The organism is Ectobacillus sp. JY-23 (assembly GCF_023022965.1).
In the GTDB taxonomy this organism is placed as follows: Bacteria; Bacillota; Bacilli; order Bacillales; family Bacillaceae_G; genus Ectobacillus.
In genome coordinates this window covers 2,356,052-2,381,750 of sequence record NZ_CP095462.1, presented here as the reverse complement: position 1 = coordinate 2,381,750, position 25,699 = coordinate 2,356,052, and the positions used below count along the sequence as shown (strand labels likewise).

Genomic DNA, 25,699 nt, shown 5'->3' with positions numbered 1-25,699 from the left:
CCTTTTAATCTGCAATGATCACTTCAACTCCGTAATGGTCTGACACAATCGGGCGATTATTCTCATTGAAAATAACTGTTGAACGTTCGACTGCAACCGGCTTATTCGTTAGAATTAAATCAAGGCGAAGGTCTGCTTTGTTTTGATCCCAGCCGGCAATTTTGCCTTTTACGGTAATCCCGCTATCTTTTTCCTTTGCGAGGGCAAATGTATCATACAAGCCTTTTTCGAGTAAATAGTCGTACCCTTCACTGCGAATAAAGGCATTGTTATTAAAATCGCCCATCAAGTAAAAGATTTCGTTTTGCTGCACGTGCGCAAGCAAACGATCCGCTTGATACACGAAAGGCTCTTCTTCATCTTCCCACCAACCAAGGTGGCAGCTGTAGAATGAAATAGGCTTTCCGTTATATTCAATAGTGATACCAACGATTTTACGTGTTTTCCAATAGGATGTATCTTCGCTTTTAGAGATAAAGAAGGAAGCTTGGTCAATGATAGGATGCTTTGTTAAAAGCGCCAATCCTTCTTCGTACACATCATAGCCGATATGAGCAAAGTCCCATACATACTCGTATTCAGAAGTACCAAGCTGCTGCAATTCTTCAAGCAAAACCGAAGCGAAATTTTTCGCTTCGATGTTAGGGTCAATGGATTGGCTTACTTCTTGTAAGGCAACCACATCATATTGCTTTTCATGTATTGCTTTCGCAATGTCACGAATTTTTTCCCATTGCTTGTCTTCCTGCCAGGAGTGACAATTCAGCGTTAAAAGCTTCATCGCTTTATGCTCCTAAAAGGTCTTGAATATCAGATTTCAATACATCTGCTTTTGGACCGTAGATTGCTTGTACACCTTTGTCTTTTAGAATTAGGCCTAATGCGCCTTTATCTTTCCATTCCTTCTCAGATCCAACAGCACTTGGATCTTTTACTGTTACACGAAGGCGTGTCATACATGCATCTACATCTTCAATGTTATCTGCACCGCCAAGCAATTGAATTAAGTCAGCTGCTAGAGAGCCGTCGTTTACATTGTTATTGCCAGATGCAGCTGGTGCCTCATCTTCAATGTAGTTTCCATTACGACCAGGTGTCGGAAGGTTGAACTTTTTAATTAATAAGCTGAATACACCAAAGTTTAAGGCAAAGAATGCAAGTGATGCGAAGACAAAGTTAATTAAGTCTTTTGTTAATCCTGCTTTTACCATCATCGGTGTTCTTGTTAGTAATTCGATGAAACCGAATGCGTGAACACGAAGGTTAATGATATCGGCAAGCGCGAATGCTAAACCTGTTGTAATTGCGTATACTACGTACAGAACTGGCGCTACGAACATGAACATAAATTCGATTGGCTCTGTAACACCTGTTAAAAATACTGCAAGACCTGCAGAAAGGAACATTGGCTTATATTTGTGACGCTTTTCTTTATCAACATTCATGTACATCGCAAGAGCTGCACCGATTAGTGCTGCAGTAGAACCGATAACTTGTCCCGCTTTAAAACGTGCAGGGTGAACATCGCCAAGCAATGCCTCGTATGCAGCTGTTTTACCTGCATCTAGTAGGTTGTTCAAATCTGTAATCCATGCCAACCACAGTGGATCTTGACCCGCAACGATTTGACCTGCTTTTGCACCTGTTAGAATTTTATAAGTACCGCCAAGCTCAGTGTAGTTCATTGGTACCGTTAACATATGATGCAAGCCGAACGGAAGTAAAATACGTTCTAATGTTCCATATACAAATGGCGCGATAATTGGTGCTGTATCTTTTGATGTCGCAATCCAACGACCGAAAGAATTTAATAGACCTTGTACAAATGGCCATACAGTTGCCAAAATAAGTGCCGCTGCAACAGAACCTACGATAACAACGAATGGTACGAAACGCTTACCATTAAAGAATGCAAGTGAGTTAGGTAACTTATTGTAGTTGTAATACTTATTATAAAGAGAAGCTCCCAAGAAACCGGAGATAATACCAACGAATACACCCATGTTTAAAGCAGGTGCACCTAGAACAGAAGTGAAGTAATCCTTAACAACAAGCTCTGCTCCAAATAAAGATTTAACCGTTGCGCCTTCTTTTGTTAGCATATCGCCGGATACACCAAAGATTGCTCCGGTAATACGGTTTGTTAAGATAAATGCGATAAGTGCAGCGAATGCGCCGCCAGCACGATCTTTTGCCCAAGAACCACCGATTGCTACAGCGAACAGGATGTGCAGGTTAACAATGATACCCCAACCGATATCCTCCATGATACGTGCAATCGTTTGTACAAAACCAATGTCTCCTGCAGACATTCCAATTAATTTACCGATAGAAATCATTAGACCGGCAGCTGGCATAACAGCTACTACAACAAGCAGCGCTTTACCGAACTTTTGCCAAAAGTCGAATGAAATCAATTGTTTCATTTTTGACATATGTGTTCCTCCTTTTATGGTAACGTTCTCATAATGCAGAAAAAATAAAAAACTAGAATAATAGCGTGAAGTTTTTGTGCAAATAAGTGCAATCGCTTGCACTATCCTATTCTAATAAAAGGGCTTTCATAAATCAAGAGGAAAAAATTATTTTTTTGAGGTTTTATAAAACAAAAGGAAACATTCTTTGGAGTAGAACGTTTCCTTTCTTATATACATAGCTTTTAATTTACGTGTATGATGTAGTTAATCAGTAATGTATATATCAAAATATTTCCAATTGTTACAATCCAAGAAGAAGTTTTTGGATTGCGGTTTACTAAATTGTTGTTGGATAATAAAAGGAATAAGAATGATGCGATTGGAACGAAATAACGTCCTTGAACACCTTTAATAACAGGATCTCCAACACTTGTAAATCCAACGTACAGTGCTGTCATTGTTAAAACGACTACTGCAATAATAATAAAGGCAAATAGTACTTTATTGAGCGCCGTTAGCTTCATATGAGCATCTTCTTCCGTTTGTATCATACCAAATAACACCAATAATATAAGGAAGCTATCAACGACAAATAACGGTGTAGCATAAGAGTAATTGGTAGCGATTTGTCCAAGTATCCCCATTAAGTAAGGCATGGCTTGTGAAAGAAAAGAGCTAAGTAAAATTTTCGTGTACGTAATTGGATTGGTTAACACGAACTTAACCTGGTCAGATGGAGATACTCCTGCATAACCACGTAAATCTGGAACAGACATGTTTTTCATATTAAGCAGGTTCCATATAATAAATGGAATTAAACATCCAATGAGCACAAGTACAAACTTTTGAAGATAATCTTTCTTATTTTTAAACTTTGCTAATGGGATAATTAGAAACATAAAGATAATTGGTATATATACAATTTTTGATAGTGCAATGAAAATACCGATAGCACTAGAAATAATCATATGCTTTGTGCGTATGGCATCTGGCTTTCCATATGCCAAGTAAAGCATATAGCATACAAATAACAATGCAGAAGCATTTGTCATGCCATCTGCTGACAAGGATGAAGCGTGAATTAAGCTCATTGGCAAAATGGCTAATATAAAAAAGAATAGCTTTTTAACCGGTACAATTTTTAAACTGTAGTATGCAATCGCTGTGTAAGCAGCGAAATTAAATAAACGGCCTAAAAATAGCATAAGTAGTGGCGAATCAAATAAAACGCGTCCCAATATCAACCCCAAGCTTTGTGGGATGTACACCAAAGGCGGGTATGAAGATGCATAATTTCGAAGGAAAATTCTCTCCTCCGACTGTAGCGGAATATCCAATGCTTCCTTTACTAGGCTATATTTGTAGCCATCCTGATGTATATATCGAACACTGGTTACAGTGTCAACGAGGCTTTTGGGGATATAATTTCCGACCTTACCGTCCACAATTTGGTTGATAAATTTCCCTTCTGAAACTTCAAAAGCCCTATAATAGTGTTCAAGCTCGTCAAGTTGATCAAAAGGAGGAACAATAAGAGACATGACGACTCCAAATGGAATAACAATCGCTAAAAACGCTTTATGAAGTACATGTTTATATTTTAAAACGAGTAACGAAGACACACCGAACATGATAAAAAAGATAAGTGTAATAAAAGCAAGTTGTTGCTTAGTAAGAAGGGGCTTATTTTCAACATACATGACCTGAAAGTATAAATCCCCTGTTCGATTGATCCCGTCAATTGTAAATGTACCATCCGCATAGGAATCTTTAGAGCTTTTCCAAAGAGTAAAAGATTTCCCAGGTAAAGTATTCGTACTTCTTAAAGTAAATTCATATGTTTTTCCTTTTGCGTTTTGAACAGCAGGAAAGGAGAAGCTGTTGATACCATCCTTTAGCTGTTGTATCTCAATGGTTGTTTCAAAGAGTGGCTGCGATTGCCCCGCTTCTTTTAATTGGAAAGAAACAACGCCTTGATTTTCTCTTTGATAGGTACCGACAGATAGCTGCACTTTTGAAAATGTATCTTTAGGGGAAACAAAAGATTGTGAAACAAGCATATTGTTTCCAAGCTCACCCATAATCGCATTACTCTCATTTTGGGATACAACTGTATGATCCATCTCTCTAGGTACTAAAAAAAGAGAGCGATGGTCGTACATAAACAGTAGAAATGAAAGCAAGGTGAGTAGTATTAAAAGGCCATGAAGCCAATAGCTTTTCAGGACTGATTGAAATCTAGACATAATGAGTACATACCTCTTTACGTTTTTATTTTACGATTAAATACACGCCAAATAATATAACTCCTGTCCCAATCCACCTTGTAATAGGAATATGTTCTTTAAAGATAAGGAAGGCGATGATTAGTGAAAATACATATGCTAAGCTTTGCAATGGATATAAAAAGCTTAAAGGCAGTTTAGATAACAGATACATCCATATCACGGTAGCTAATATGTATAATACAAAGCCTAAAAAGATAAGGGGCGAGAAAACAAACTGAAAGAATTTCTGTACAATGTTTCCGTGCAGCTGCATATTTTCCATTCCAAGCTTCCATGATGTTTGGCCCAAAACAAGGCACAAGATGTTAACTAAGATTAATACATATTTCATATATCCATCCTCTTGCTTTCACGATTTTGGCTTTGTTTATAAGCCTCAAAGTCATTCTTTAAAATACCAACTTCTTGAGACAATTGACTAAGCTTATTAGAAATACGTGAAATTGTAAGTGTGAGGCTGAAAATTAGAAAGAACTGAAACATAAAAGATAGAAGAAAAATAGCATTTACAGGCTCTTGGATACTTAGTGCATCGGCAACAAAGGTTGAGATGTTCGAGAATGAAGCCAATAAAATATTTACAATACAGAAGAATAACCACAGGAGAGAATACTTTAATTCCAGGTTATATTTTCGTATCATATTGATAATAAGAAAGAAAGTAATTATCGATGCTATCAATAGGATGATTTGCAGTTTTACTGTAATCATAAAAAGCTCCTTTCAATAGGAAAAGTAGGTAAATCTACTGGTAAATCCTTTATGTTAAACCGTATTTACGCAAATTATCAATAATAATAGCTAATGAAACTTTGATCATGTAATACACAGATTTGAATGCGTTGATACTGGATTCTCCACCCATTCTTTCATTCATAATAACTGGTACTTCAGCTACTTTATAATTATTGCGAAGCAAATACACAATAGATTCTGGCTCTGGATAGTCGACCGGGTAACGCTGGCTAAACAACTCAATAACCTCGCGATCACATGCTCTAAAGCCTGATGTGGGATCTGTGATTTTTTGTTTTTGCAGCAACTTGATTAAAAAACTGAAATAGGTAATCCCTACACGCCTCATAAATGTAGATTGAAAGCCTTCTTTATTTAAATATCTGGACCCAATTACTAGATTCGCTTTTCCTTCTACAATAGGTTGTATAAGACCTTCAATGTAGGAAGGGTTATGCTGTCCATCTCCATCGACTTGAATAGCTATGTCATAGTTATGCAGCTTGGCGTATTTATAGCCTGTTTGTACAGCCCCGCCAATCCCTAAATTACAAGGTAAATCGACAACATTTAACCCGAATTCGCGACAGACTTTTGATGTTCTGTCTTTGGAGCAATCATTGACAACTAATATATCAACATTATTTATATTCTTAAATTGCTCTACAACATGTTTAATACCTTCTTCTTCATTGAATGCGGGGACAATTACCAAAACCTTCATCATAATAGACCTCCTATTAAGTAAATATGTTCGGTACAAGGTGTTGGAAAGCTCGGATAACAAAGCTTGTAATAAAGAATGCTGTATTTATAATTTCCAAACCAATGAAAATCTTATGTTTGCCATGTGCTGGAAACAGCTTTATCCGATATTTAGATTACCATATCAACCATGAATCTACAATGTTCGTCAAAAAGTACACTATAAGAAAAGGGTATCCCGACAAAGGATACCCTTCTTATGAATGCTTTACTTCTTCGCCTATAGCAGGGTCTGATTTTAGCACAGGGAAATGGACGTTGTAATAAAAAGAAACCACTCTGACAACAAATGTGATAAATAAGCATATATAGAGAGCGAATATATGCGATACACTATTATATGTTAAGAGAAAGCTTACTGCGCCTAGGATTGAGGCAATTGCATATACTTCTTTGCGAAATACATAAGGGATATCTTTTGCGAAAATATCCCGCAAGATACCGCCACCAATACCTGTAATTAAGCCCATTGAAACAACCAAAAACGGCTCATGTACATGATTCATGACAGCGGCGTTAGCGCCTACTGCTGTGAATACACCAAGACCTACTGCATCTGAAAGCATGATAACATTTTGTAATTTCGTAATTCTTTCATAAAAAATACAAGTGATAAGAGCCGTCCCTACACTAACAAAAAAGTAAATCGGTTTAATAAATGCGACAGGAGGGAGATGACCAATCATTACATCGCGGATGATACCACCGCCTAAAGCTGTAGCTACTGCTAAGCAAATCACTCCAAACCAGTCTAGTCGTTTCTTCATTCCTACCAATGTCCCAGAAACTGCAGCAGCTATGATGCCGATAAAGACGAAAATATTAATTAAAAGCATTTCTTGTAACCCTCTCTATTCCATACTTTATATCTTGATTTGCTAATGAATAGAGAAACTATACAATAAAGTATTCCAAATGACAATCGTTGTTTTGCGACATGCAAAAAATGGTGTAAAAGATGATAAGAAAGCGTTTATTATAGTAGATTTGCAGCCTGAAGTTCTAATCTTTAGAATATGAATTTGAAATATGTTGTAATATGATAATTGTCTTAAAATGAATTAAACTAGGATAAAAGATCATCTATTATCAAGCGAACAATAAGTTTCTATCGCATTTGTTATTGCACGTATTATACAATGATAAAGAACTTTATCGATAGCAAAATAAAGTAATGCCATTAGGAAAATGATTCTTTATATGCTATCTTTTAGATTACGTAACAATAGTCTGCAATAAAACTACATATGGGAGTTCAGTGAATGTCTGTTAAAAAGAAATTGGTTACCAACTTTGTTTCCTTAGCAAGTGTACAAGGGCTAAATTTTATTCTACCTCTCATTACCATTCCATACTTGCTTCATGTATTAGGACCTGATAGGGTGGGGTTAATTAATTTTGCTCAAGCTTTTATTCAGTATTTTATTTTATTTACGGATTATGGCTTCATATTTGTAGCAACAAGAGATATCTCCCTAGCGAGGGAAGACAATAAAAAGCTTTCCGTTATCTTTTCTACAGTCATGCTAGTGCGGACGCTATTGATGCTGATTAGCTTTATTGTGTTGATAGTTTTACTTTACACGGTACCAAAGTTTAAAGCGGACAGTATGATTTACATCTTAACTTTCGGTATGGTGTTAGGAAATGTTCTGTTCCCGATTTGGTTTTTTCAAGGAATAGAAAAGATGAAAACAATCTCAATTTTAAATGCAATTTCTAAGGTTATTTTCACTCTAGGTATCTTTGTATTTGTGACAGACGAATCAAAGTTTATGTACGTACCTATCTTTAACTCGTTAGGATATATTGCAATTGGTATCATTGCTATTTATGTAATTACATCACACCACGGTATTCATTTTGTAAAGCCTTCTAAAGAAGATATTATGTACCAGTTAAAATCGGGCTGGCATATTTTTGTATCTAACATCATGACAAGCTTATATACGACAAGCAACGTCTTTATTCTAGGCTTCTTTGCAAGCAACACCATTGTCGGATATTATTCTAGTGCAGAAAAAGTGGTCAAAGCTGTTTTGAGTATTATTACGCCTCTTGTTCAAACCGTCTATCCGCATTTAAGCCGGGCGCTACAAGAGTCTAGGGAAGCAGCAATTGCCTTATTGCATAAAGTATTCTTGCTCGTTACAGTCCTTATGGCTACATTATCCTTATTTGTTGGAATTTTTGCGGCACAGATTGTTGAAATTGTATTCAAGTATGAAGAAATTACACCTATCTTGCAAATTTTAGCAGCGTTTCCGCTCATATTGGGTTGGGCCAATGTGTTCGCCATTTTAACAATGATTAATTTTGATTATAAAAAAGAGCTGTCTCGTATTTATATTGCGGCCAGTATATTCAGTGTTATATTAATGTTTCTGTTAATTCCTCAGTTCAAACAATACGGAACTGCGTGGACAGCTGTTTTGACGGAGGCGTTTGCGACGAGCTTAATGGCAATCTTCTTATGGAAAAAAGGCATTCATGTTTGGAAGTGGCGGGGAAAATAAAAAAAGGAATCGGGCAACCGATTCCTTTTTTATTGTTGTTTTTCATTTGTGATAGTATGCTTTTGAGCTGTATTTATTTCTTGCTGATTTGCTACAGATTTATTTAAGTGAAGATGATCAAGAAGCTTATTAGACAGTGCTTTGCGATCTTTCTCTTCTACATTGTAGTACCAAAGCTCATCGCTCATAATCTTACCTTCTCCCGGAATTTCAATCTGCTCAACGTTGAAGGCGGCAGATTTATAATGAGATTGGATATCCATCATTTCTTTAAAGGTTAAGTTTGTTTTAATGTTTTGTTCTAAAGCCTTAAGAACTTTGTCATACTTCGTTAAGGAAGAGAAGCTAGCGCCTTTATCTAGTATTTTTTGAATGACTTCACGCTGTCTTTTTTGACGACCAAAATCACCGTTAGGGTCTTCTTTACGCATTCTCGCATACTGCAAAGCTTGTTCACCGTCTAAATGAACAGCTCCTTCCGGGACATACACGCCATCTAGTTCGAATGCAAACTTGTTGTTGACGTCAATTCCTCCTACCGCGTCTACAATATCACGAAACCCTTCCATATTAACTTTAATATAGTAATCAATAGGAATATCTAAGAAATTTTCTATTGTCAATATAGATCCTTCAATGCCGCCATACGCATAAGCATGGTTAATTTTATCCTTTTTATTCATGCCTACAATGGTTGCCCGAGTATCTCTTGGGATACTGACCAATTTAGTTGATTTCATTTGAGGATTTACAGTTAATACAAGAATGGAATCTGTTCTTGAATTTTGTCCTTCACGTTCATCTACACCAACCAAAAGTACAGAAAAAGGATCTTTTTCCTTGAATTCAAGTTCTTCTTCACGCTTTTCGGATTTTGTTCTTGATATAGAACTATGCATCTTATCCGTAGCTTTTGCGACGTCTAAATATAGCTTATATGCAAACCCTGCTCCTAATAACCCTACAAAAAACAAAGTAAATAATAATATACGTGCAATCGTTTTCTTTTTACTTTTCTTTATGTTTTCTCTTGAAATGTTCATATAATTGTCTTCCTTTTGCTTGTTTGTAATGACTTACTTAGAAAAGCAGCTACTAAACTATCAATATACCAATTCTGAAAAATTAGACATTTAAAAATAAAAAAATTCTGAATCAGATAAGGCGTCATCACCCGCCTAAAACTAAGTCTAACACTAAATTGCGAGTTGTCAATATTGTGTACAAATTAGGTATAGTTAGTGTTATAATGTTAATTTGTTAAAGGGTAGGTACAGTTTTCTATTTGTATTTCACATAATGTAGGATGTAAGGTGAACACTCGCCTGCTCTATAGTAGTTATGATGATAAATTTGTATGAAGATATACAAGATAAGTAAGGGATTTTAGTTTTAAATCGTTTGTTACAGTTACATGAGATATGATTTGAAAAGGAGCATCATAGGTTCTGCTTCAATATAAGGAGAGTGAAAAAATGGGTGCAATGGTCGCTGTTAGTATAGTAACATACAATAGTAAACATATCTTTAAGGTATTAGATAATATTAAAGAAGAGTTCGACGGTGACGAACGTTTTCGGTTCGTTATCTTTGATAATAATTCAGAAAAAGAATATCAAGAGCGTTTAGCAACTTATAAGGGCCTCGTAGATCTTACATTTTATCATGAAAATAATGGTTTTGGTTTCGGTCACAATTATAATTTAATGCATGCAGATGAGAAGTACTTCCTTGTTTTCAATCCAGACATTATTTTAAAAAAGCAAGATTTATTGAATATGTTGGAAATAATGGAGCAGCAAGGTGATATTTCTCTTTTAGTACCCAAGGTATTAAATGCAGACGGCACGACGCAACATTTAGTACGTAACCGTGTTTCTGTTTTTGATTATGCGCTTAGATTTATCCCTTTCCAGTTTGTAAAGAAAATGTTCAGCAAACGACTGCATTCATATGAATGCCGAGACCTACCTAATGATAGAAATGTTGATATTCGTATCGGTTCAGGTTGCTTTATGCTAGTTAGGGCAGAAGCTTTTAAACGCGTAAATGGCTTTGATGATCGTTATTTCATGTACTTTGAAGACTATGACTTATGCTTAAAACTTAGACAGCGAGACGAGCGTGTTGTGTATACTCCGTTTTCCGAAGTAATTCATTACTATGAAAGAGGGGCACACAAAAACTCCAAGTTATTTAAAATTTTTATGCAATCTATGTATAAATTCTTTGATAAATGGGGTTGGAAACTGTTTTAAACATAAAATATAAGTTCGGCTACATTTATTTCAGGAGTGAGAGGATTAGTGAATAAGTTTGAAAAATGGCTGTTAACAGTGTTTTTTATTGAGCTTTTCGTCGGCGGTGGCGGTAGGCTGATTGACTTTGGTGTGTTATCGATCCGTCAGGTATTATTCCTTTTGGTTGTTGCGACTTTCTTGTTTAGAATTATAAAAACCAGAGCCTTTTTTGATAAAAAGGTAAATACATTTTTGTTATTTGATCGAACAGCAATCGCGATTTATATGTTAATGGGATGGTTTGTAGTCAGTGCAGTGATAGGTGCTATTAATGGAAATGCCTTATCAGTGATTGTAATGGATTTTCTTCGGGTTGCATTCTTTGCATTGTACTTCCCGCTCGCATATTACATTTCTAAAGATAGATATGAAAAAGAAACTATTATTACCATTTTAAAGTATTCTTCTTTAGGTGTTGCTGTTTTTACAATTGTTATTTCTCTATTAGGAAAGACTGTATTTAGTAGCAACTTTGCTTCTTATTACTACTTTTTAAATGATGTAATGAATGATGATTTATTTTTTAGACCGAGTCACAGCGTGTTCTATAAAAGCCATTTCTTTGTGTTAATGGGTGTATTCCTTTCTTTGAATGCATTATTAAGCAGAAAATATTCTAAGCTTGACATTGCAAATGTTGTATTAGGTTTGATATCAATTGTATGGTCAGAGACAAGGGGCTTTTTATTAGCGCTTATGTTTGGCATTATGTTCATCGTGTTCCTTGATGTTAAAACATTTACAGATGCAATCCGTGGCTTGAAAAATAAGTTTTTGACAGTTGTACAATCTAAAGTTATGCTGCGTAAAATCGCGGTATCACTTATGATTGTCGCTGCTGTGCCATTTATGTACAAGTACATGACGATTGAGCGCTTTGGGCAGGATGTCGCGGCTCCTACGCAGGAAGGCACAGAATCATCGAAAGGCGATAAAGCGGAGCAAGAGATTAATGATGTCAGTGTGAATGCACGTCTTGATTTTATTTTGGCGTCTAAAGATCTTGTTTTTAAAAGTGTACCTGATTTTGTCGTTGGTAGTGGCTATGGAACAGAAATTGCTGGTCGTGATACAGGAATAGAAATGAGCTTCTTGGATATTTTAGTGGAGCAAGGAATTATCGGACTAGCACTCTGGCTGTATGTATGCTTTATTTTATATTACAACTACCATATGTATTATGTGAAAAAAGGGGTTCCTGATACAAATGATGTATCTTTGCTTGCTTGTATAGCAGCGCTAGGACTTTTAACAAATATTAATCCGTTCATTAATAATCCATTGGGAATCGGCTTTTTGTTAATCGTATTAGTATTATCTAAGCGTAAAGCGGAATCGATTAAAACTACTGCATAATAGATGCAGGTAAAGAAGGTATTTGTATGAAAACAACAATTGTAATGGTCCTCTACAATCAAAAGCTACAGGAAAGCAAAACCTTTGTCACAATCGAACAGATATTACTCAATAATAAAGGCTTTACTGGGCAATATGAATTCATCGTGTATGACAACAGTTTAAAGCCGCAGGAAGTTCCTGCTACTGCAGGTATAACTTATGTGCATGATGAACGAAATCTGGGGATTGCACAGGCTTATCAGTATGCTTGGGAGCAGGCAAAACAAAATGGTAGTGAATGGCTGTTGCTATTAGATCATGATACAGAGTTAACACCAGAGTACGTAGATACATTTTTTCAGTTAGAGATAAATCGAGATGAAATAGCCGCTGTTGTACCGATGGTAATGTGTGAAGGAACGATGATTTCTCCTGTTTTCAGCCATACGTTGCAACCTTTAAGAGGGAAAAAACCGGTTGCAGGTAAGCAGGAGCAACCGGTTATGGCTATTAATTCCGGAACGGCTGTAAATATGGCGTTTCTCAGTGAAATTGGCGGTTTCACACAAGAATTCCCGCTAGATTTTTTAGATCATTGGTTCTTTTATAAGGTGTACGAAGAGGGGTATAAAGTACTTGTCTCTCCTGTGACTCTCGAGCATGAGTTGTCTGTGATGAACTATGATACAGTTTCCTTGAACAGATATAAAAGCATCATAGGTTCAGAACTGAAATTTTATAAAAAATACAAGCGTCATGTTTTAAAACGATATAGATTGCAATTAATGATGCGAGCAGGAAAGCAGTTATTGTTTGTGAAAAACAAAAAAATCGCTCTGCATACGTTGCGCACATTATTAAAAGTATAGAAAGGATTTCTGTCCATGATATCAGTATGTATAGCAACATATAACGGAGCTGGCTTCATTGTTCGGCAATTAAATTCTGTGCTATCGCAGCTTAGCGAGCAAGATCAGGTCGTAGTGGTGGACGATGGCTCTAAAGATGATACAGTGCAGGTAATCAAAGATACTTACGGCAATAGAGTCGAGGTTTACGTGAATGAGCGTAATGCTGGTGTAATCAAAAGCTTTGAAAAAGCAATCTCAAAAGCGCGCGGCGATATCATCTTTTTGTGCGATCAAGATGATATGTGGCTTGCTAATAAGGTAGAAACAGTCGTAAATGAATTTAGAACTACAAATGCATCGGTTATTGTGCATGACGCATATGTAACTGATGGAGACGGTGAAATCATTCACGAATCTTGGAATGCCCATAATAACAATCGTGAAAAGGGCCTGATCGGTAATATCGTGAAAAATAGCTTTACTGGATGCTGCATGGCCTTTAAAAAAGAGATTGTTGGGGATATCATACCGTTTCCAAAGTCTATTGAGATGCATGACCAATGGATCGCGTTGGTTTGTATGATGAGTAAGCGTAAAATAGTGTATATCCGCAAGCCATTGATGAAATATGTTCGCCATGGCGGAAATGTAACAGGTATGCGAAAGCGTTCTTTCAATGAGCAGCTCAAAGGAAGGCTAGGTACCATTAAAGCAGTCATGCAATATAAAGCTACGCATTAAAAAGTTAAGTTATTATTACTAAATGGTTACAATATAAGATATATGTTGTTCGTATTTGTGTGGTTTCATTATAATGTGAGGTGCGGTGTATAAAGCACCTCTTATCCATGAAAAGGGTAAACTAATTTGCAAGGAGATGGGATGTAATTATGAAGGGAATTATATTAGCAGGCGGTAGCGGTACACGCCTTTATCCGCTTACAAAGGTCGTTTCTAAACAGTTGTTACCTGTATACGATAAACCTATGATTTACTATCCACTTTCTGTTTTAATGCTAGCGGGCATTAAAGATATTCTTGTTATTTCTACACCACAGGACATTGAGCGTTTTGAACAAATTTTAGGTGATGGCTCTGATTTTGGCATTCAACTTACATATGCTGTACAGCCGCATCCAGGTGGTTTGGCACAAGCGTTCTTAATCGGCGAGGAATTTATTGGGGATGATAGTGTTGCGCTTGTGCTCGGCGACAATATTTTCTATGGACATGGCTTGACGCAATTATTGCATAATGCAGCACATCGTGAAGAAGGTGCTACCGTATTCGGTTACTATGTAAATGATCCAGAGCGCTTTGGCGTCGTTGAATTTGATGCGGAAGGTAAAGCTGTTTCTATTGAAGAGAAGCCAGAAGAACCTAAGTCGAATTACGCAGTAACAGGCTTGTATTTCTACGATAATCGCGTAGTAGAAATTGCAAAAAGCATTAAGCCTTCAGCACGTGGAGAACTTGAAATTACAGATATTAACCAAAAATATTTAGAGCTTGGGGCTTTAAATGTTGAGTTACTAGGTCGAGGCTATGCTTGGTTAGATACAGGAACGCATGAATCTTTACTAGAGGCCTCTCAATTTATTGAAACAATTGAAAAACGTCAAACGTTAAAAATCGCTTGCTTAGAAGAAATCGCATATAAAATGGGTTATATCTCTAAGGAAAAATTGTTGGAATTGGCAGAGCCATTAAAGAAAAATCAATACGGCCAATACTTAATTAAGATTGCAAATCAAACGAGATAGGTGAAAATATGAATATTGTCAAAACAAAAATTGAGGACGTAGTCATTTTAGAACCAAAGGTTTTTGGTGACCATCGCGGTTATTTTATGGAAAGCTATAACAAAGACCTGTTTGAACAATTAGGGCTGACCCAGGATTTTATCCAAGATAATCAATCCCTGTCTGTACCGGTCGGCACATTACGTGGCTTGCATTTTCAGTTAAATCCGAAGGCACAGACAAAAGTAGTGCGCTGTGTAACAGGAGCGATTTATGATGTGGCAGTTGATATTCGCAAAGGCTCTCCTACTTATGGTCAATGGGTAGGTGTAATTTTGAGTGAGCATAACAAGCGTCAGCTTGTTGTACCAAAAGGTTTTGCGCACGGCTTCTGCACATTGGTACCTAACACAACAGTTGCCTACAAGGTAGATGAATATTACTCTCCTGAGCATGATGCAGGCATTCTTTGGAACGACCCAGCACTGAGCATTGATTGGCCAGCAAGCAACCCAATTTTATCGGAAAAAGACACAAAGCATCCTGTATTAGCAGAAGCAGAGATTAACTTCGTATACGAGAAATAGGAGGATTACAATGAAATTACTAGTAACAGGCGGCGCAGGCTTTATCGGCAGTAACTTTGTACGCTATATGGTAAATAAATACCCTCAGTATCATATCGTGAACTTAGATGCGTTAACATATGCAGGTAACTTAGAGAATTTAAAAGACATTGAAGATGCTTCAAACTATACATTTGTTAAAGGTGATATCGCAGATCGCGATTTCATCAACGCTTTGTTTGAAGAGTATAAATTTGATTATGTATTAAACTTTGCGGCAGAATCTCATGTAGATAGAAGTATTACAAATCCAGATATTTTCGTGCGCACAAACGTGCAAGGCACACAAGTATTGTTAGATGCAGCGAAAAATATCGGTGTAAAGAAATATCTACAGGTTTCTACTGATGAAGTATATGGCACGTTAGGTGAAACAGGTTACTTTACAGAGGAAACACCACTTGCAGCAAACAGCCCATACAGCGCGAGTAAGGCTGGTGCAGATTTGTTAGTACGTGCATACAATGAAACATTCGGCTTGCCGGTAAACATTACGCGTTGCTCTAACAACTATGGCCCGTTCCATTTCCCAGAGAAGCTGATCCCATTGATGATTATCAATGCGCTTCATGACAAGCAGCTTCCTATTTACGGAGATGGATTAAACGTTCGCGATTGGTTACATGTAGAAGATCATTGCCAAGCAATTGACTTGGTTCTTCACAAAGGCCGCGATGGTGAAGTGTACAACGTAGGTGGTAACAATGAGCGTACAAACATTGAGATTGTAAAGACAATTTTGGCACACTTGAACAAACCTGAATCTCTTATCAAATTCGTAGAAGATCGTCTTGGTCACGATCGTCGCTATGCAATTGATGCAACAAAATTGCGTACAGAGCTTGGTTGGGAGCCAAAATATAACTTTGACACAGGTATCGAGCAAACAATTCAGTGGTACTTAGATAACAAAGACTGGTGGGAAAACATCATCTCCGGTGAGTATCAAGAGTACTTTGAAACACAATATGGGAAGAAGTTAGAGGCTGAGTAATGAGAGTTGTTGTAACGGGAGCAAAAGGTCAATTAGGTCAGGATGTAGTCGAGCAGTTGCAGCAAGGAGATTATACAATTTACGCATTAGACCGTGAATCTCTTGATATTACAGATGAACAGGCTGTGCAAACGTATATGGATGAAGTAAAGCCTGATGTAATTCTGCACTGTGCCGCGTATACAAATGTCGATCAAGCGGAAAGCGATCAAGAGAATGCATATCGTGTAAATGCTTTGGGTGCAAAATATTTAGCTAAAGCAGCGCAAAGGCATAATGCTAAAATACTATATGTAAGTACGGACTATGTTTTTAACGGTACAGCAACGGCACCATATGAAGTAGATGAGCCTACAGCACCGCTTGGTGTATATGGGGAAACTAAGCTTGCTGGTGAAAACTTTGTACAGCAAATAACGGACAAGCATTTTATTGTACGTACTGCATGGGTATTTGGCACAAAAGGGAATAACTTTGTGAAAACGATGATTCGCTTGGGCAAAGAACGCGGTGAGATAGGTGTTGTTCATGACCAAGTAGGTTCTCCCACATATACAGTTGATTTAGCACGCTTTATGATTGAGCTCATGCAATCTGAAGCTTATGGCATTTACCATGCCACGAATGAAGGCGTATGTTCTTGGTACGAGTTTGCACAAGAAATCTTTAGACAGGCAGGTATGGATGTGAAGGTATCTCCGCTTACTACGGAGCAATTTCCGCGTCCGGCGCAGCGTCCGAAGTATTCTGTGCTGAGCAAGAAGCGTATCACAAGTGAAGGCTTTACGCCGTTTAGAGAATGGCAACAAGCGCTTGCTGCTTATTTAGAAGAAGCAGGACAGAAGAACTGACCATAGTGTCAGTTCTTTTTTTAGACTTTAACAGGATGCTTCAAAGATATATGCGTACGGCAAAGTAAATTTTTAGGATATAACAATTCTTTATGATATCATAGTACAGATAAGTATGTGCGAAGGGGTGCCGTAACATAATATGAATAAGCGAAAATCCATGGAACAAGTAGTGTACGAAACAATTAAAACGGCTATCTTAGCTCGAGAGATTGCACCTGGTACACAATTGGTTGAGAATACAATTTCCGATAAATTAAAAGTAAGCAGAACGCCAATTCGAAATGCAATTAAAAAGCTGCAGGAGGAAGGGCTTGTGACAATGGTTCCCAATCGAGGAGCTTTTGTCATGCAGCCTACACGTGCAGAGATTATGCAAGCGTTTGAATTTCGAACGGAGTTAGAGTGTATGGCAGTACCGCTTGCCCTGCAGCATGTAACCAAGCAGGACATTGCGGAGTTAAAAGAAATGATGATAGGAGAAAGAGAAGCTTATAAAGAAAAAGACATTTTAACATATATTACAATTAATAAAGCATTTCATTTATTCCTTGCAAAAAGAACAGGAAACAAGTTTCTTATTGAGACGTTAGATACATTGCTTAGGAAAATAAATATATATTTAATCTTGTATGGTGTATTCAACTATGTAAGCCTAGATGAAGTTACAAATTTACAGGATCATGAGAGAATGATTACGTTTATTGAACAAAAAGAGGGTGAAGCGTTGCAATATTTAATACGCATGCACCTGCAAACAAGTTTGCATGAGCTTGAAATTGATAAACTGCAATATAAGGCTTTAGAGGATATTTTGTAGGAAAATATATAAGTGCGAGTTAGAAAATAAGCATTTGTTAGCTAGGAATGAAAAACAGTTATGTTCAGTGCTTAAGAGGAGCGCATGTATAGATATGAAGAGAATTGCGCTTTTACGGTTCTGGTAGAACAAATACTTGTATTTTACTATACATAAGGAGAATATAGAATGAAACAAACAGGAATCTCCAAGCGCAAGCTGCTTGGTGTAGCAGGACTCGGCTGGTTATTTGATGCAATGGATGTGGGGCTCTTGTCTTTTGTTATTGCGGCTCTGCAAAAGGATTGGAACTTAAGTGTGCAACAGATGGGCTGGATTGGAAGTATCAATTCGATTGGCATGGCTGTTGGTGCACTTGTCTTTGGACTATTGGCAGATAAAATTGGTCGCAAAGGGGTCTTTATTATTACCTTGTTGCTGTTTTCAGTGGGAAGCGGTCTATCAGCACTAGCGCCAACATTATCTGTCTTCCTTGTACTAAGATTTCTAATCGGTATGGGGCTTGGCGGAGAATTACCAGTTGCATCTACACTGGTTTCGGAAAGTGTACAAGCAAGTGAGCGCGGGAGAGTGGTAGTCCTTTTAGAAAGCTTTTGGGCGGGCGGTTGGTTAGTGGCTGCATTAATTGCTTATTTTATTATTCCGCATTACGGGTGGAAGGCAGCTATGCTCATCAGTGCGCTGCCAGCCTTTTATGCATTATATTTAAGGCTGAACCTGCCAGACTCTCCGCGCTTTGAAGGTGCAGTTCAGAAGCAATCTGCCTGGGAAAAGATACAAATTGTTTGGTCATCCACATATGTAAGACCAACAATTATGCTTTGGATTCTATGGTTTTGTGTGGTGTTTTCTTACTACGGCATGTTTTTGTGGCTACCGAGTGTTATGGTCCTAAAAGGATTTAGCTTAATTAAGAGTTTTGAGTATGTCTTAATTATGACACTTGCCCAGCTTCCTGGTTACTTTACAGCTGCTTGGCTCATTGAGCGTGCTGGTCGTAAATTTGTACTAGTTTCTTATTTATTGGGTACAGCTGCAAGTGCTTATTTTTTCGGTGCCGCGGAATCACTAGCTATGCTCATTACAGCAGGAGCATTTTTATCTTTCTTTAACTTAGGTGCATGGGGCGCTTTATATGCGTATACACCAGAGCAGTATCCTACAGCTGTGCGTGGGACAGGAGCAGGTATGGCAGCTTCTTTTGGACGAATCGGTGGCATATTGGGACCTCTCTTAATTGGTTATTTAGTTGCCCGAAACGCATCAATTACCTTTATCTTTACTATCTTCTGTATCGCAATTTTAATCGGAGCACTATCTGTGTTGTTTTTAGGGAAGGAAACGAAACAACAAGAGCTTGTATAAGAAAGAAGCTCCATCACATTCCGCTTTTTAAATAAAAAGCGGAATTTTTGTATGTTAGGGGAGGAATTTGTCATTTTGGGACGAATAGAAGCAGATAGATAAGCATTATATCTATAACAAGAAACAGCTAAAGCAATTAGTGCAGTTTACAGAAGCTAGTTATATAGACAGCAAAGAGGGGCGGATGACGGATGAAGGTTTTGGTTGTAAGTGAAGTACCTGAGCATAAGTTGGAGATTGAACGTGCATTTCAACGCGGTGAGGTAAAGGCAAGCTTTGTGGAAGCGAAGGTAGGTATAGAAGCTATTAAAGCAGCAAAGCGTTATGAACCGGATTTTCTATTTTTAGATGTCCATGTTTCAGACGAAAGCGGTCTCGAAATTGCTGAGTTGCTGCATCAACTCAATTTACAGGCAAATATTATTTTAATGGGAAATAAAGTAGATTATGCAATAGAAGCCTTTCGACTTCGGGCATTTTATTATTTGCTACAACCATTTCATGAGGACGATCTAGAGTATCTCGTATATTTAATGCGTAAAGAACATCTTCGTTGGTGTCGTGCTCTTAGTCATAAGCTACCGATTGAAGAACAGGACGGTATTGCTTATATATCACCGCAAAATATCATTTATGTAAGTAAAAATAAAGAAAACAAGACGGTTTCCATTTATACAAAAGAGGGCCACTTTACTTCTACTTATACGCTACAGGAGTTGGAAGAAAAACTTCATGTACACCAATTCCTGCGAGTGCATAAAAGCTATTTGGTTAACTTGCCCTATATAAAGGCGTTAAAGCCTTACTATAATGGAACGTACAATTTATATACGGAATACTATAGTGAACCTATTCCGGTCAGTCGAAATTATGTGCGTATTTTGCGAAATAAATTAGAGATATAACAAGTTATCGGCAATTTTTGACATCTTACCTCATCATATTTTCATTATAAGGGATATTTTATTTTATTATTCTGAAAATTTAGTATAATCCTCCTGAAGGCGTAACAAGGGGGGAGTTATTTGAAAAGTATAAAGTCTATTGTATTATGGGGAATCATTTCTGCACTTGGTGCAGCGGGATTTGCAGTATTGGCATTGAACCGCGGAGAAAGTATTAATGCCATTTGGTTGCTTGTTGCAGCTGTATCTGTTTATGCAGTTGCCTATCGTTTTTATAGTAAGTTTATCGCGCAAAAAGTTTTTCAATTAGATGATAACCGAAAAACACCGGCTGAACTAATGAACGATGGAAAAGATTATGTTCCCACAAATAAATGGGTATTATTTGGTCATCACTTTGCAGCAATCGCGGGAGCTGGACCGCTTGTAGGCCCCATTTTAGCAGCGCAGATGGGCTATTTACCTGGCACACTTTGGATTGTTGTCGGCGTAGTATTGGCAGGTGCTGTACAAGATTTTATTATTCTCTTTGCGTCTACAAGACGAAATGGAAAGTCTCTTGGGGAAATGATTAAAGAGGAAATTGGTCCTGTAACCGGCTTGATTGCAATGGTGGGTATTTTAGGAATTATGATTATTTTATTAGCGGTACTGGCGCTGGTTGTTGTAAAAGCATTGGTGGGAAGTCCTTGGGGAATGTTTACAATCGCAGCCACAATCCCTATCGCATTCTTTATGGGAGTTTACATGCGCTACATGAGACCCGGGCGCGTTGGGGAAGGCTCTATCATTGGTGTTATTTTACTTTTATTATCTATTGTAGGCGGGCAATATGTCGCGGAAACACCTGAGCTTGCAAAGTTGTTTACATTTAAAGGTGAAACCATCGCACTTATGCTGATCGCATATGGATTTATCGCATCTGCTTTACCGGTTTGGCTCCTTTTAGCACCACGTGATTACTTAAGCACCTTTTTAAAAATTGGTACCATTGTAGGTTTAGCAATCGGCATTTTAGTTGTTGCACCAAACTTGGAAATGCCGGCTGTATCCAAGTTTATTGATGGAACCGGTCCTGTATTTGCTGGCAACTTGTTTCCGTTCTTGTTCATTACAATTGCCTGTGGCGCTGTTTCCGGTTTCCATGCATTGGTTTCTTCAGGTACAACACCGAAGATGATGGAACGTGAATCACACGCTCGTCCGATTGGATACGGTGCGATGCTTATGGAATCTTTTGTGGCCATTATGGCTCTCATTGCCGCATGTGTACTAACACCTGGTACATATTTTGCAATTAACAGCGCTCCAGCTTTGATTGGTACAGATGTGGCGCAAGCTGCGAAAACAGTAACGTCATGGGGCTTTACAATCACACCGGATGATCTAACAAATCTGGCGAAGAATGTAGGAGAAGAAACCATTCTTTCTCGTACGGGAGGGGCACCAACCCTGGCAATTGGTATGGCACTTATTTTTTCTAAAGTAATTGGCGGAAAAGCATTAATGGCATTTTGGTATCACTTTGCAATCCTGTTTGAAGCATTGTTTATTTTAACGACAATCGATGCAGGAACGCGTGTAGGACGCTTTATGATTCAAGATATCATGGGAAATGTGTACAAGCCGCTTGGTCGAACAGATTCAACCTTATCAAATATTATTGCCACGGCGCTATGCGTATTTGGGTGGGGCTACTTCCTTTATCAAGGCGTTATTGATCCGCTTGGTGGGATTAACACATTGTGGCCATTGTTTGGAATTGCAAATCAAATGCTAGCTGGTATTGCCTTGCTTGTGGGTACAACAATTCTATTTAAAATGGGTAAGAAGGCCTATGTATGGGTGACGCTTGTTCCAACAACCTGGATTCTCGTTGTAACGATGACAGCTGGCTATCAAAAGCTGTTTCATGAAAATCCTAAGATTGGTTTCTTATCTCATGCCAAGGTATTCCAAACTGCTTTGGACAAAGGAACGGTATTAGCACCAGCGAAAAATACGGCGCAGATGAAGCAGATTATTACCAATGATTATGTAGATGCCGCGTTATGTGCATTCTTTATGATTGTTGTATTGGCAGTATTGCTGTCCGCAGCTCGTATTTGGGTTAAGGTGCTTCGCAATCAAGTAGTAGAAATGAAAGAATCCCCGTATGTTGCAAGAAACGAGGAAGGGACTAGAAATTATGCGTAAGTTAAGGGGACAATGGCGTGAATTTATTAGCTTATTAGTTGGTGTTCCAAGCTATGAAAAGTATGTAGCATACATGAAGGAAAAGCAGCCCTCGCAGCCAATCTTATCACGCAAAGCCTTCTTTGCAGATGTACAAAAAGCCAAGTTTGAAACAAAAGCAGGCAATGTTTCTCGCTGTTGTTGATCATTTTAATAAGATAGGAAAAGCTCAGAGTAAAGCGCTCTGAGCTTTTCTGTTTTAGTCGATAAGATGTTGATTATGTTGTGTTTGTAGGAAGTGTAAAGTCTGTGTTCTGTAATTGATAAGATAGCATTTGTTCTAAATTTGATGCAGCAATCGGTGGGCTAATCAAAAATCCCTGTGCATACTGACATTCATGTTCTTTTAAATAAGTAAGCTGTTCAACGGACTCAACTCCCTCAGCAATGACTGTCATGTTCAACTGTTGTGCCAAAGAAAGCAGCGTTGAAGTGATAATTGTACCGTATCCAGGATTCGGCAGGCAGTCGATAAATAATTTTGCAATTTTTATTGTTTGTGCTGGAATTTGTTCTAAGGAAGCGAGAGAAGAATAGCCTGTTCCAAAGTCGTCAATTGAAAAAGATATGTCATATCCCTGTAGCTCTTGCAGGTTTGATATAACAATGCTTTCTTTTTGCATGAATACGCCTTCTGTGATTTCTAACACAAGTAAATGTGGTGGTAATGAAAATTCTTCTAATATAGCTATTACACACTTCGCAAAATTTGGTTTATACAAGCTTTTAACAGATATATTGACTGAAATACGGATAGATGAAAGTCTTAGTCTCATCAGCCTGTCAATTTGTTTACAAGCCTGTCGAATCATCCAAATATCAATCGTTGTAATTATCCCCATTTCTTCAGCGAGGGGGATAAATAAATTAGGAGAAATTAGTCCTAACTTAGGGTGCTTCCAACGCACTAATGCTTCTGCAGCTTTTACTCTATGTGTAGTGATATTCATGATAGGTTGGTACAAGACTGTTAAACTATCATGATTAATTGCTTCATATAAATCATGTAATAAAAATGGGCTGGGAGCAGGCAATTGTGTACTTGGTTGATACGTACGATATTGATTTTTACCACCTTTTTTGGCGTTATACATAGCAATATCAGCGTGTTTAAGCAAGGTTTCTACATCTGTTCCATCCTGCGGATAGCGTGATATCCCAATGCTAGGGGTGACATGAAGGGTGAAATCATCCACAACAAAAGCAGGTTCAAACGCTTGCAGCAATTTTTTCGCTAAATAAATGGCAGAATCATGATGATCGGATTCGATTGTAAATATTGTAAACTCATCTCCCCCTAATCGAAATACGCTTCCATCTTTACCGATACTTTGTTGTAAACGATCTCCCACATGCACAAGCAATTTGTCACCGATATTATGGCCTAAAGAATCATTGATGTGCTTAAAGCGATCTACATCCATATACAGGATAGAGAACGGATTCTTTGCAAGTACAGCCTCTTCTATACGTTTATAAAATAATCTGCGATTAGGTAATGCTGTGAGTGCATCATAGTAAGCCATATGTCGAATTGTTTCTTCTTGTGTTATATGTTCTGTAATATCGACAGCCATTACATAGATACCAGTTACCTTATGATCTACAAGAATAGGGATAAAAGTCACATTTAGATGAACGATTTGCTTATCGATTTTTAATAGTCGCAAACATGCAGATTGAGATGATCCGTCCTTGGTTTTTTCAAACAATTCCAATGTAGCTGCAAGGTCTTCTTTGACAATCCAATCTGTAAAATATGTATTTATAAGGTGCTGTCTTGTAAAACTACCTAGAGCGAGAGCTGCTTCGTTCACATCTAGAAAGCGTCCTTCTAAATCTAATGAAATAACAGCATTAATATTTTGCTCAAAAAGTGACTTATATCGCTGCTCACTCTCATCTCGCGCTTGTTTAATCTCAGTCTGTTCGATTGCCAATCCCGCTAAATAAGAGAAAGTATAAAAAAACTCAATATCTTCCTGTGATGGCTTCTTACAATACGTATGATAGATTGCAAACGTACCAAGCACATCATTGTTAGAAGAAAAAATAGGAAGAGACCAACAAGATTTAAGGTCATGACTTAATGCGAGCTCTTTATAATGTTCCCAGTAAGGGTCCGTGGCAATATCCTCTACGATAATTAATTGTTTTAGATAAGCAGCAGTACCACAAGAGCCAACACCTGGGCCGAATTGAACCCCGTTCAATGCATGCGTGTATGTATCAGGTAACTTTGATGCGGCGCCATGATACAAGCGCCCTTCTTTTAGTAATAAAATAGATCCTATAATATCAGGCTGTATTTGTTCTGCAGTGTAGATAATTTCCTCTAAAATAAGGGTAAGCGGCATTCCTTTTGCAATGAATTCTAAAAGCTTCTGTTGTCCGCTTAATAAATCGTCCGTCTGTCTATGGAATTTGTCGAGGGTCGCGAAAAAGTGCAGGTGTCCCTCGCTATCTTCTATTAATCGAGCGTATTGTTGAATAAGGATGTAATCTTGATGTTTACTTAATATGCGAAATGAAATGTATTCATGAGAGCTACATCTTTGAAAATAGGAAGCAACTGATTCTCTGTCTTCAGAATGTGCAAGAGATAATAAAGAAGATCCTAAAATATCCTGAAGCTCCCAGCCGAGTAGGACAAGACCATCTTCATTTATGTCTAAAATTTCAGTTTTTTTATTCATTGTAAATTGTAATGAAGGTTTAGACGAGTGTCTTTTCAAAGAGGATTGATACTGGTTAGTTCTCATATAATAAACCTCCTATCTTGAAATGATATGAATCCTCTCTTAAAGGTTGCGTGATATAAAAGGTTAATTTCATTTAAAATTCAAAAAACAATATATAACGATTAAGTTTTCGTAATAAATCGAACATATCGATGTTAGTAAAGGTACTTAATTAATAAAATGAAAAAAGAAGGTAGTAGAAATAAAGAA

Annotated in this window: 23 protein-coding genes; 14 read left to right on the top strand and 9 right to left on the bottom strand. The window is 37.6% G+C overall.

Translation table 11 applies throughout. From position 1 onward, the window contains the following. Nucleotides 1–4: 4 nt before the first annotated feature. The 7 genes from MUG87_RS12255 to MUG87_RS12225 form a co-directional block, all read right to left on the bottom strand. Complete coding sequence (locus MUG87_RS12255) at nucleotides 5–781, bottom strand: endonuclease/exonuclease/phosphatase family protein (protein WP_247082522.1); 777 nt, start codon at nucleotides 779–781, stop codon at nucleotides 5–7. Between the two features lie 4 nt (nucleotides 782–785). Continuing rightward, a complete protein-coding gene (locus MUG87_RS12250) occupies nucleotides 786–2,426 on the bottom strand; it encodes a PTS transporter subunit IIBC (protein WP_247087680.1) in 1,641 nt (546 codons plus the stop codon). Nucleotides 2,427–2,659: 233 nt separating this feature from the next. Continuing rightward, nucleotides 2,660–4,663 carry a DUF2142 domain-containing protein gene (locus MUG87_RS12245; protein ID WP_247082520.1) on the bottom strand — a complete coding sequence of 668 codons (2,004 nt, stop codon included), beginning with the start codon at nucleotides 4,661–4,663 and terminating at the stop codon, nucleotides 2,660–2,662. A gap of 25 nt (nucleotides 4,664–4,688) precedes the next feature. Then, nucleotides 4,689–5,036: an EamA family transporter gene (locus MUG87_RS12240; protein WP_247082518.1), complete on the bottom strand. Its 348-nt coding sequence runs from the start codon at nucleotides 5,034–5,036 to the stop codon at nucleotides 4,689–4,691. Further along, the gene (locus tag MUG87_RS12235; RefSeq protein ID WP_247082516.1) at nucleotides 5,033–5,416 is read right to left on the bottom strand and encodes a DUF2304 domain-containing protein; all 384 of its coding nucleotides are present in this window, start codon (nucleotides 5,414–5,416) and stop codon (nucleotides 5,033–5,035) included. Before MUG87_RS12235 ends, MUG87_RS12240 begins: the two co-directional genes overlap by 4 nt. A 49-nt stretch (nucleotides 5,417–5,465) precedes the next feature. Continuing rightward, nucleotides 5,466–6,167 carry a glycosyltransferase family 2 protein gene (locus tag MUG87_RS12230; protein ID WP_247082514.1) on the bottom strand — a complete coding sequence of 234 codons (702 nt, stop codon included), beginning with the start codon at nucleotides 6,165–6,167 and terminating at the stop codon, nucleotides 5,466–5,468. Nucleotides 6,168–6,402: 235 nt separating this feature from the next. Continuing rightward, nucleotides 6,403–7,041 carry a trimeric intracellular cation channel family protein gene (locus MUG87_RS12225; RefSeq protein ID WP_247082512.1) on the bottom strand — a complete coding sequence of 213 codons (639 nt, stop codon included), beginning with the start codon at nucleotides 7,039–7,041 and terminating at the stop codon, nucleotides 6,403–6,405. A 426-nt stretch (nucleotides 7,042–7,467) separates the two neighbouring features. Here MUG87_RS12225 and MUG87_RS12220 point away from each other — a divergent pair, with 426 nt between their 5' ends. Next, on the top strand, nucleotides 7,468–8,721 hold the full coding sequence (locus tag MUG87_RS12220; protein WP_247082510.1) for a flippase: 1,254 nt from the start codon (nucleotides 7,468–7,470) through the stop codon (nucleotides 8,719–8,721). Between the two features lie 29 nt (nucleotides 8,722–8,750). Here MUG87_RS12220 and MUG87_RS12215 read toward each other — a convergent pair whose 3' ends face one another. Continuing rightward, a complete protein-coding gene (locus MUG87_RS12215; RefSeq protein ID WP_247082508.1) occupies nucleotides 8,751–9,764 on the bottom strand; it encodes an LCP family glycopolymer transferase in 1,014 nt (337 codons plus the stop codon). A gap of 432 nt (nucleotides 9,765–10,196) precedes the next feature. Between MUG87_RS12215 and MUG87_RS12210 the strand changes: the two genes are divergently transcribed. From MUG87_RS12210 to MUG87_RS12150, 13 genes are all read left to right on the top strand, one after another. Then, complete coding sequence (locus tag MUG87_RS12210) at nucleotides 10,197–10,979, top strand: glycosyltransferase family 2 protein (RefSeq protein ID WP_247082506.1); 783 nt, start codon at nucleotides 10,197–10,199, stop codon at nucleotides 10,977–10,979. Between the two features lie 48 nt (nucleotides 10,980–11,027). Next, nucleotides 11,028–12,377: a hypothetical protein gene (locus MUG87_RS12205; protein WP_247082504.1), complete on the top strand. Its 1,350-nt coding sequence runs from the start codon at nucleotides 11,028–11,030 to the stop codon at nucleotides 12,375–12,377. Between the two features lie 26 nt (nucleotides 12,378–12,403). Beyond that, the gene (locus tag MUG87_RS12200; RefSeq protein WP_247082502.1) at nucleotides 12,404–13,228 is read left to right on the top strand and encodes a glycosyltransferase; all 825 of its coding nucleotides are present in this window, start codon (nucleotides 12,404–12,406) and stop codon (nucleotides 13,226–13,228) included. Between the two features lie 15 nt (nucleotides 13,229–13,243). After that, nucleotides 13,244–13,951 carry a glycosyltransferase family 2 protein gene (locus MUG87_RS12195; protein ID WP_247082500.1) on the top strand — a complete coding sequence of 236 codons (708 nt, stop codon included), beginning with the start codon at nucleotides 13,244–13,246 and terminating at the stop codon, nucleotides 13,949–13,951. A 149-nt stretch (nucleotides 13,952–14,100) separates the two neighbouring features. Next, nucleotides 14,101–14,973 carry a glucose-1-phosphate thymidylyltransferase RfbA gene (gene rfbA / locus MUG87_RS12190; RefSeq protein ID WP_247082497.1) on the top strand — a complete coding sequence of 291 codons (873 nt, stop codon included), beginning with the start codon at nucleotides 14,101–14,103 and terminating at the stop codon, nucleotides 14,971–14,973. A gap of 8 nt (nucleotides 14,974–14,981) precedes the next feature. Then, nucleotides 14,982–15,539, top strand: a complete 558-nt coding sequence (rfbC, locus tag MUG87_RS12185) for a dTDP-4-dehydrorhamnose 3,5-epimerase (protein ID WP_247082495.1) — start codon at nucleotides 14,982–14,984, stop codon at nucleotides 15,537–15,539. Nucleotides 15,540–15,549: 10 nt separating this feature from the next. Beyond that, a complete protein-coding gene (gene rfbB / locus MUG87_RS12180) occupies nucleotides 15,550–16,572 on the top strand; it encodes a dTDP-glucose 4,6-dehydratase (RefSeq protein ID WP_247082493.1) in 1,023 nt (340 codons plus the stop codon). Continuing rightward, nucleotides 16,572–17,423, top strand: coding sequence for a dTDP-4-dehydrorhamnose reductase (rfbD, locus tag MUG87_RS12175; protein WP_247082491.1), 852 nt, complete (start codon nucleotides 16,572–16,574; stop codon nucleotides 17,421–17,423). Before rfbB ends, rfbD begins: the two co-directional genes overlap by 1 nt. A 142-nt stretch (nucleotides 17,424–17,565) precedes the next feature. Then, nucleotides 17,566–18,243: a GntR family transcriptional regulator gene (locus MUG87_RS12170; RefSeq protein WP_247082489.1), complete on the top strand. Its 678-nt coding sequence runs from the start codon at nucleotides 17,566–17,568 to the stop codon at nucleotides 18,241–18,243. Between the two features lie 168 nt (nucleotides 18,244–18,411). Continuing rightward, the gene (locus MUG87_RS12165) at nucleotides 18,412–19,608 is read left to right on the top strand and encodes an MFS transporter (protein WP_247082487.1); all 1,197 of its coding nucleotides are present in this window, start codon (nucleotides 18,412–18,414) and stop codon (nucleotides 19,606–19,608) included. Nucleotides 19,609–19,799: 191 nt separating this feature from the next. After that, entirely contained in the window at nucleotides 19,800–20,513 is a 714-nt protein-coding gene (locus MUG87_RS12160) for a LytR/AlgR family response regulator transcription factor (protein WP_247082485.1), read from the top strand. Between the two features lie 120 nt (nucleotides 20,514–20,633). After that, nucleotides 20,634–22,709: a carbon starvation CstA family protein gene (locus tag MUG87_RS12155; RefSeq protein ID WP_247082483.1), complete on the top strand. Its 2,076-nt coding sequence runs from the start codon at nucleotides 20,634–20,636 to the stop codon at nucleotides 22,707–22,709. After that, nucleotides 22,699–22,893: a YbdD/YjiX family protein gene (locus MUG87_RS12150; RefSeq protein ID WP_247087678.1), complete on the top strand. Its 195-nt coding sequence runs from the start codon at nucleotides 22,699–22,701 to the stop codon at nucleotides 22,891–22,893. Before MUG87_RS12155 ends, MUG87_RS12150 begins: the two co-directional genes overlap by 11 nt. A 73-nt stretch (nucleotides 22,894–22,966) precedes the next feature. Here the strand turns inward: MUG87_RS12150 and MUG87_RS12145 are convergent, their stop codons facing one another. Beyond that, nucleotides 22,967–25,510, bottom strand: a complete 2,544-nt coding sequence (locus MUG87_RS12145) for a bifunctional diguanylate cyclase/phosphodiesterase (RefSeq protein ID WP_247082481.1) — start codon at nucleotides 25,508–25,510, stop codon at nucleotides 22,967–22,969. Nucleotides 25,511–25,699 lie beyond the last annotated feature (189 nt).